Origin of the sequence: Streptomyces albidochromogenes, from assembly GCF_005981925.1 — a bacterium.
In the GTDB taxonomy this organism is placed as follows: Bacteria; Actinomycetota; Actinomycetes; order Streptomycetales; family Streptomycetaceae; genus Streptomyces; species Streptomyces albidochromogenes.
On sequence record NZ_VBVX01000321.1, the window covers coordinates 1 to 7,076 of the forward strand.

The 7,076-nt window shown below is 70.3% G+C and carries 8 protein-coding genes and 1 pseudogene; 4 read left to right on the forward strand and 5 right to left on the reverse strand.

Annotated elements, in window-relative coordinates; translation table 11 throughout:
* Both E2E34_RS35985 and E2E34_RS28715 read right to left on the reverse strand, forming a co-directional pair.
* Nucleotides 1-213 (reverse strand): annotated as a pseudogene (locus E2E34_RS35985) (globin domain-containing protein); the annotation flags it as partial.
* 424 nt (nucleotides 214-637) lie between these two features.
* Nucleotides 638-1,270, reverse strand: a complete 633-nt coding sequence (locus tag E2E34_RS28715) for an HAD family hydrolase (protein WP_138904801.1) — start codon at nucleotides 1,268-1,270, stop codon at nucleotides 638-640.
* A 182-nt stretch (nucleotides 1,271-1,452) separates the two neighbouring features.
* Between E2E34_RS28715 and E2E34_RS28720 the strand changes: the two genes are divergently transcribed.
* Nucleotides 1,453-2,343, forward strand: coding sequence for a GNAT family N-acetyltransferase (locus tag E2E34_RS28720; protein WP_138904802.1), 891 nt, complete (start codon nucleotides 1,453-1,455; stop codon nucleotides 2,341-2,343).
* Between the two features lie 90 nt (nucleotides 2,344-2,433).
* Here the strand turns inward: E2E34_RS28720 and E2E34_RS28725 are convergent, their stop codons facing one another.
* Entirely contained in the window at nucleotides 2,434-2,862 is a 429-nt protein-coding gene (locus tag E2E34_RS28725) for a GlcG/HbpS family heme-binding protein (RefSeq protein WP_138904803.1), read from the reverse strand.
* Between the two features lie 48 nt (nucleotides 2,863-2,910).
* On the reverse strand, nucleotides 2,911-4,122 hold the full coding sequence (locus E2E34_RS28730) for an MFS transporter (RefSeq protein WP_138904804.1): 1,212 nt from the start codon (nucleotides 4,120-4,122) through the stop codon (nucleotides 2,911-2,913).
* A gap of 145 nt (nucleotides 4,123-4,267) precedes the next feature.
* Between E2E34_RS28730 and E2E34_RS28735 the strand changes: the two genes are divergently transcribed.
* From E2E34_RS28735 to E2E34_RS28745, 3 genes are read left to right on the forward strand one after another with little or no spacing between them, the layout of a single operon-like run.
* A complete protein-coding gene (locus E2E34_RS28735) occupies nucleotides 4,268-4,726 on the forward strand; it encodes a MarR family winged helix-turn-helix transcriptional regulator (protein WP_138904805.1) in 459 nt (152 codons plus the stop codon).
* A gap of 32 nt (nucleotides 4,727-4,758) precedes the next feature.
* The gene (locus tag E2E34_RS28740) at nucleotides 4,759-5,211 is read left to right on the forward strand and encodes a GNAT family N-acetyltransferase (RefSeq protein WP_138904806.1); all 453 of its coding nucleotides are present in this window, start codon (nucleotides 4,759-4,761) and stop codon (nucleotides 5,209-5,211) included.
* A gap of 54 nt (nucleotides 5,212-5,265) precedes the next feature.
* The gene (locus E2E34_RS28745) at nucleotides 5,266-6,384 is read left to right on the forward strand and encodes a restriction endonuclease (RefSeq protein WP_244316210.1); all 1,119 of its coding nucleotides are present in this window, start codon (nucleotides 5,266-5,268) and stop codon (nucleotides 6,382-6,384) included.
* A gap of 133 nt (nucleotides 6,385-6,517) precedes the next feature.
* Here E2E34_RS28745 and E2E34_RS28750 read toward each other — a convergent pair.
* Nucleotides 6,518-7,076: DUF7586 domain-containing protein (locus tag E2E34_RS28750; RefSeq protein ID WP_167518409.1), on the reverse strand; the 559-nt coding region annotated here is incomplete at its 5' end.

Here is a 7,076-nt window from a genome sequence, read left to right on the forward strand (position 1 = left end):
CTGGGGACGTGAGGCGCCGGTGCCCACCGGGCGTATCGCGGAGACCGGGCGGCTGGGACGGGCGCCGTCCGGGCCGGGTATCCGGTCCTGGCCCTGGTCCGCGCCCGGCGGCTGCTGAGGTCCCGCATCCGGCTTTCTGCGCGGCTTGAACCAGCCGCCGCCGCTGTCGTCGGAAGTGCCGTTGTCGGCCGACGTGGTGGTCGGAGCGTCCATTGATGTGCCTCGCCTCGAACAGCTTTCGGTCGGTCTCTGCACTTCCGGGACCGGAACGTGCTCGCAATTTCCCCGCTCTGCTTCAGGTCTGTGTGCTGTGTGCGTGGTCCGTCCTCAGGTCCGTCGACAGCTCACACTAAGCACGCCACTACCCCCAATTGGGGTGAGGCGGACAGGAGTGTGACATTGCCCGCAGTTCCCGTCGTCGCAGCCTGCCAGTCACCACTCCCGCATCGGACAAAGACCCGGAAGTCCGGGCATCCGAACCCGTTTTCTGGTTAGGCTGCTTTATCCCCATGCCTTGCGCCGCAAGGAACCGGGAGCAAACCGGAGTCGACCCTACCGGCGGTAGCGCCCCGCACAAGCCCCTTCTCGCGACCTGGCGCACGCGGCGGCCCGCGCCCGCTCTGCGACCAATCCGGAATTACCGGCGGGACTGCACCAGTTCGTACGGCTCCCGCAAATCACCACCCCGATAAGCAAGCACGGCAAGGTCCGACACATGGTGATCTGCGTTGACGGCCACGGAAAGCGGCACCGCCGCGAAGATCTCCGCGTCCGACATCGAATCCCCGTAAGCCACGCAGTCACTCCTGATCAGACCGAATTCTTCACACAGCCGGTCCGCGATCTTCACTTTCGCGGACGCGTTCAAGATCCCCGCCCGCTCCACCGGCTCCAGGAACGGCACCGCCGGCCAGCGCGAACCATGCGCGGCATGCGCGCCCCACGCCAGCAACCGCTGCACGAAGAAGTCCGGAGAAAGGGAGATGACGGCGCAGTACTCTCCGCGCGAGCGGATGTCCGCCCAGACTTCCCTGATGCCCGACAGCCACGGCGCACCCGCGAACGCCGCCGCCACGTGATCCTCGGTGAGTTCGCCCCACAGCTCCCTCGCCCGTACGGCGAACTCGTCGGGCGCCATGCCCCGCAGCAGGAAGTCCTGCTCCAGCTCGGCGATCTCGGCGCTCACCCCCAGCTGACGGGAGATCTCCACCGCCGCCGCAGAGCCTCGCATCAGCGTTCCGTCGAGATCGAAGAGATGCAGTCGCGTCATGGACGCCGAGGCTAGTACGCCCGGTCACTCCCCCCGCCGGACGCCGGGACCGCCCACCGGCGGGCATTGTGTTTCACGTGAAACCACCGGGGGCGCACCCGCCGCCAGACGTCTACGAGCCGTCTCCTCCTCTTCACGTAAAACGGTGGACGGGCCATCCGTACGTCGGCCAGCCTGATCCAATGCCGATTCCGCACGCCGATCTGCCCGTACGCCGCCTCACACCGGCCGACCTCACCGCCTGCGCCGACCTTTCGGAAGACAGGGGGTGGCCACGGGAGGAGCACAAGTGGGGCCTGCTCCTGGCGGCCGGCACCGGCTACGGCATCGACGCGCCACAGGGCAAGGGACTGGCCGCCGCGAGCGTCCTCACCTCGTACGGACCCGAGAACGCGTACGGCCCCGAGCACACACGCGGCCCCGCGCTCGCCGCCATCGGCATGGTCCTCGTCGCCGAACGCCACGCGCGGCAGGGCATCGGCCGACGTCTGATGCGCCACGTCATCGCCGAGGCCGGCGACACCCCCCTCACGCTGCACGCCACCCCCAACGGCCGCCCTCTCTACGAGGAACTCGGCTTCGCCGTGACCGGCAGGGCCGAGATGGTCCTCGGCCACTTCCGCCCCTCCGGTTCCGCCACCACCGTGCCGACCCGCCCCGCCATCGCCGACGACCTGCCCGCGATCCTGCGGCTGGACACCGAGGTCTTCGGCCAGGACCGCACCCACGTCCTCACCCGGCTGCCGGCTTTCGCCGACCAGATCCGCGTGGCGGAGGACGAAGGCGGCATCACCGGTTACGCGGCCGCGTGGCCCAACATGCGGACCCATGTCGTGGGCCCGCTGATCGCCAGGGACACCCCGACGGCCAAGGCCCTGATCGCCTCCCTGGCCGCCGGTACGGACCGCCCGCTGCGCACCGACATCGACGTACGCCACGAGGAACTGCTGGAGTGGGTGAAGGCGTGCGGCCTGGAGCCGGTCGCCTTCAATGACGTGATGACGTACGGGGTCCCCGGCCTGCCCGGGGACTGGACGCGCCGCTTCGCCCCGCTGACCGTCGCGGCCGGCTGACGGGCGGCACAGCGCGACGGCGGGCCCGACGGGCGACGGGCCCGCCGTCGCGCCCAGCGGCGACGACAGCGGGCCCGGCCGTCCGGCCGGCTACCGGCCGAGGGCTTCGACGGCGGCGGTCGCGAACCCGTGGTCCTGGCCGGGCGCTCCGCCGCCCACACCGACCGCCCCGATCAGCCGCCCGTCACGGTGGACCGGTACGCCGCCCGCGATGAACAGCAGCGGGCGGTCCAGCGCGGTCGGCAGCGTGTGGAACAGCCCGCCGGGCTGCACGGCGTCGACCAGGTCGGCCGTGGCGGAGTCCAGCTGGAGCGCGGTGTACGCCTTGCGGGTGCTGGTCTCGCCCGCGATCAGGACGGCCCGGTCGTCGCGCCGGAAGGCGAGCAGGTGCCCTCCCGCGTCGACAACGGTGACGGCGACGGTGACTCCGGCCTCCTGGGCGGCTCGGCGGGCCGCGTCGACCAGCGCTTCGGCGTCCTGGATGGTCAGCGGGACCACGGCGGTCGCGGTGGTGCTCATGGGTGACTCCTTGTTGTGGGGGGTTGAGGCAGCGGGCGCCGCGGGAATTCAGTGGCGTACGGCGTGGACGGCGGCCGGCTCGGGAACAGAGCCCGTGACCACCCGGCCGCGGGCGTCCGTACGGCGCTCCAGGGCGCCGGAGAGGAACGCCAGGCCGAGAGCGGAGGCGGCGAGCACGGCCCCGACCCAGTTGGGGGCGGTGTAGCCGAGCCCGGCCGCGATGACGAGGCCGCCGAGCCAGGCGGCGAGCGCGTTGCCGAGATTGAAGGCGCCGATGTTGACGGCGGAGGCGAGAGTGGGGGCGCCCGCGGCCTGGTCGAGGACGCGCTTTTGCAGCGGCGGAACAGTGGCGAAGCCCAGCCCGCCGATCAACACGATGGTCACGGCCGCCGCGATCCGGTGGTGCGCGGTGAGCGTGAACAGCGCCAGGACCACCGCGAGGGCGCCCAGGGACACGTACAGCAGCGGCATCAGCGCACGGTCCGCGAACCTGCCGCCGATCAGGTTGCCGCCGACCATGCCGAGGCCGAACAGGACCAGCAGCCACGTGACGGCCCCGGCGGAGTAGCCGGCGACGCCCGTCATCATCGGCGCGAGGTAGGTGATGGCGGCGAAGACACCGCCGAAGCCCAGCACGGTCATCGCCATGGCGAGCAGCACCTGCACATTGCGGAAGGCCGCCAGCTCGTGGCGCAGCCTTACGCCCTGCGGCTTGGGCGTCTCGGGTACGAGCCGCGCGACGCCCAGGAGGCCGAGCACACCGAGCACCGCCACCGCGGCGAACGTGATCCGCCAGCCGTAGCTCTGGCCCACGAACGTGCCGAGCGGTACGCCGACGACATTGGCGACGGTCAGGCCGGTGAACATCATCGCGATGGCTCCGGCCCTCTTCTCCGGGGCGACCAGGTCGGCGGCGACGATCGAGCCGATGCCGAAGAACGCGCCGTGGGCGAGGGAGGCGACCACGCGGCCGCCCAGCATCACGCCGAACGACGGGGCGAGTGCCGAGAGCAGGTTGCCCGCGATGAACAGCCCCATCAGCAGCATCAGCATGCGCTTGCGGGAGATCCGGGTGCCGAGGACCGACATGAGCGGAGCGCCCAGGACGACTCCGAGCGCGTAACCGCTGACCAGGTAGCCGGCGGTGGGGATCGAGACACCGAAGTCGGTGGCGACCTCGGGCAGCAGGCCCATGATCACGAACTCTGTGGTGCCGATCCCGAACGCCCCGATGGCGAGGGCGAGGAGTGCGAGTGGCATGGCCAGACCTTCCAAATAGACTGCGCATGCGCCTTACAAGCGTCGACATTAATTGCAGACGCGGGTTAATTGCAAGCGCGGGCTATTGCGGCAGTCGTCTATCCTGGCCCCCGGGCGTCCACCCGCTCCCGACAAGGAGAGACTCATGACAGCGACAGACCCGGCACTGACCGCCCTCTCCCAGAGCTGGTGTGCCCTCTCCCTGCTGCACGGGAAGATCGACGCCCACATCGAGAAGGCCCTCCAGAGCCGGCACGGCCTCAGCGTGCGCGAGTACTCACTTCTCGACGTCCTCAGCCGTCAGCACAGCGGCCCCGGCGGCCACCTGCGCATGCAGCAGGTCGCCGACGCCGTCGTACTGAGCCAGAGCGCCACCACCCGCCTCGTCACCCGCCTCGAAGACCGCGGACTGCTGACCCGCTACCTCTGCGAGACCGACCGGCGCGGCATCTACACCGACGTCACCGACGCCGGCCAGGCCCTGCTCGCCGAGGCACGGCCCACCAACGACGCGGCCCTGCGTGAAGCCCTCGACAAAGCCGCCAAGAACACCGAACTCGCCCCCCTGGTCCGCGCCGTGGAAGAGCTGCGCGTCCCCGCGTAACCGCGCAGGCCGGCCCGCGTACCCTGCGCCCCATGAACGATCTTCAGATACGCCCCGCCACCGCCGCCGACCTCCCGGCGATCGTCGCGATGCTGGCCGACGACCCCCTCGGCGCCCAGCGCGAATCCCCCGACGACCTCACCCCGTACACCGCCGCCCTCGCCCGCCTCACCGACGACCCGAACCAGCACCTCGTCGTCGCCGTACGCGAGAACCGGGTCGTCGGCACCCTCCAGCTCACCGTGATCCCCGGCCTGTCCCGCCGCGGCTCCACCCGCTCGATCATCGAAGGCGTACGCATCCACGCCGACGAACGCGGCAGCGGCCTCGGCAGCCGCCTGATCGAGTGGGCGATCGACGCATCCCGCCGCCAGAACTGCCAGTTGGTCCAGCTCACCTCCGACGCCACACGCACCGACGCCCACCGCTTCTACGAGCGACTCGGCTTCGAGGCCACCCATGTCGGCTTCAAGATGAGTATCTGAAAACCGTTTCTTTATCCGTTTTGGCTCGTTGCCCCCGCAAGAGGGGGCGGCCGTATGTCCGAATGCCGTCCCCCGCTCGAACGGGCCGCACAGGCCCAGGAGGAGACGAGCCGGATGGCCGACGAAGCAGCCCTGCTGGAATCCAGGGCCCTGCGCGACAGCGTCGCGCAACGCACGGAAGCACTCGACAAGGTCAAAGCACTGACCCTGCTCCCGGACGGGACACATGTGACGACACAGATGGTCGCCACCTACTTCGATGTGCTCGAGACAGCCATTCGCAGCCTGGTCCAGGACCATCGCGAGGAACTCGAAGCGAACGGCTACCGTCTCGCCACCCGCGAGGAGGTCCATGCCTTCAAGGCACGAGCCTCCGTGGACCGCTACACGAGCCAGGTCGGGCTCTTCACCCGAAGGACCGTCCTCAACGTCGCCATGCTCCTGCGCGACAGCATCGTCGCACGTCAGGTGCGTACTCACCTGCTCGACGTCGAGGAGAACCAGCGCCCGCGGCCTGTGGACAACTTTGTCCACAGGCTCGCCTCGCTGCTCGACGAGCACATCGGCGAGATCCTCGACCAGCGCATGGTCACGCGCACCGACCGGCAGATCACCGAGATCGCGGAAGACGTCTGCCGCACCACTGTCGGCCGCACCGTCGTCCCCCTGCTCAACGCCGCCGTCCAGAACGACGGCGAACACCGAAGCCGCATCCAGGCCCTGGAAGACGAAGTGACCCACCTCCGCCGCGTACTGCGCGAACGCGAGGCGGCCGGCTCCATGGGCGCACTCGACGCCATGAACCCCCGCCAGTTCGAACAGCACATCGCGTGGCTCTGCCGACGCGACGGCTGCGACCGCGTCACGGTCACCGGAGGCCACGGCGACACCGGCGCGGACATCGTCGCCTACACCCCCGACGGCCGGCGCATCGTCGTGCAGTGCAAGTCCCGCAACCCCGGGTCGACCATCGCCAGCGGTGACGTCCAGCAGTTCATCGGCATGGCCAGACTCGAGTACAACGCGGACATCGCGTTACTCGTCGCCACCTGCCCGTTCACCCGCGATGCCCTGCTGCTGGCCACGCGGCACGATGTGACGGCTGTCCACCGCGGCCTGCTGGAGGCGTGGAACAACGGAGCCACCCTGCAGGTCCTCAACGGCGTCCCGTAACGGCGCACCGCGGGGACCGCCCCACAGGTCGGGCCCGAAGTCGCATCCAGAACGTGCGGCTTCGGGCCCGCTCGCACTCTACCGGTACCCGGTACCCGGTACCCGGCGCCCGAGCACGGTTCCACGTGAAACATCAGAGCCCGCGCCAGCCGCCCTCGTCCACGCCGCCGGGAACCACGTCCCCGGGCTCGTACGGCTCACGGGTGAAGACGAACGACCCCAGATCCAAGTGGCTCACCGAGCCGTCCGCCCGGCGCACCACCCGCAACGTCTCCCCCAGGTAGTAGCCGTCCAGCCCGGTCCACGTGCCGTCCGGCCGGGCCGCGAAGCGCGCACCCCTGCCGGTGCCCCGCAGCGGCTGCAGCTCCAGCCCCCGGTCGGCGGTGAGCGACAGGGCGTACGCCGCCGTACCCCAGAACCACGGCCCCGTCAGCCCCAGCAGCTCCTGGTCCACCTCGGGCAACGGACGCCAGGGCTCCGGGATACGCGGCTCGGCCTCCGCCACGATGCCGATCAGATCGGCAGCCACCGCCGGAGCGGAAAGCCCCGAAGTGGCGTTCGTGAGCACCACGGCGGCCAGCCCGTCCTCCACACCGACCCACAGGCCGGCGACGAAACCCGGCAACGAACCCGAGTGCCCCACCAGCGTGCGCTGCCCGGCCTGCACGATCTGCAGCCCCAGCCCGTAGCCC

Bases quoted from the DNA above. Each gene is read 5' to 3' on its own strand.
- E2E34_RS28715 (WP_138904801.1), bottom strand. From the start codon at position 1,270: ATGACGCGACTGCATCTCTTCGATCTCGACGGAACGCTGATGCGAGGC.
- E2E34_RS28720 (WP_138904802.1), top strand. From the start codon at position 1,453: ATGCCGATTCCGCACGCCGATCTGCCCGTACGCCGCCTCACACCGGCC.
- E2E34_RS28725 (WP_138904803.1), bottom strand. From the start codon at position 2,862: ATGAGCACCACCGCGACCGCCGTGGTCCCGCTGACCATCCAGGACGCC.
- E2E34_RS28730 (WP_138904804.1), bottom strand. From the start codon at position 4,122: ATGCCACTCGCACTCCTCGCCCTCGCCATCGGGGCGTTCGGGATCGGC.
- E2E34_RS28735 (WP_138904805.1), top strand. From the start codon at position 4,268: ATGACAGCGACAGACCCGGCACTGACCGCCCTCTCCCAGAGCTGGTGT.
- E2E34_RS28740 (WP_138904806.1), top strand. From the start codon at position 4,759: ATGAACGATCTTCAGATACGCCCCGCCACCGCCGCCGACCTCCCGGCG.
- E2E34_RS28745 (WP_244316210.1), top strand. From the start codon at position 5,266: ATGTCCGAATGCCGTCCCCCGCTCGAACGGGCCGCACAGGCCCAGGAG.